Genomic DNA, 372 nt, shown 5'->3' with positions numbered 1-372 from the left:
ATTCAGGATAAGTCCCAGCAATGTCATGATATAAAGCGAGCTGAATACCACGGGGTAATCACGCTGAATTGTTGATTCAAAGCCCAACAGGCCAATTCCCTCCAGCGAAAACATCACTTCAATAAGCATTGAGCCGGTAAAGAAAATGCTGATAAACGCACTGGGAAAACCGGCAATAATAATCAGCATGGCATTACGAAAAACATGCTTATATAAAATACTTCTGTCATCGAGCCCTTTCGCACGGGCGGTGACAACGTATTGCTTGTTGATCTCATCCAGAAACGAATTTTTGGTCAGCATAGTCAGGGTCGCAAAACCACCGATGACCATGGCAAAGATGGGCAGCGCAAGGTGCCAGAAGTAATCCCC

General features: G+C 45.2%; 1 protein-coding gene. It reads right to left on the bottom strand.

Translation table 11 applies throughout. The features are described 5' to 3' along the window. A partial coding sequence (locus tag ACYP03_RS24645; protein WP_459782474.1) for an ABC transporter permease subunit occupies positions 1-372 on the bottom strand: 372 nt, incomplete at both ends.

It is taken from the genome of Photobacterium sp. R1 (assembly GCF_054600795.1).
The sequence above is the reverse complement of the archived record's forward strand: the minus strand, read 5'-3'. Positions and strand labels throughout refer to the sequence as shown.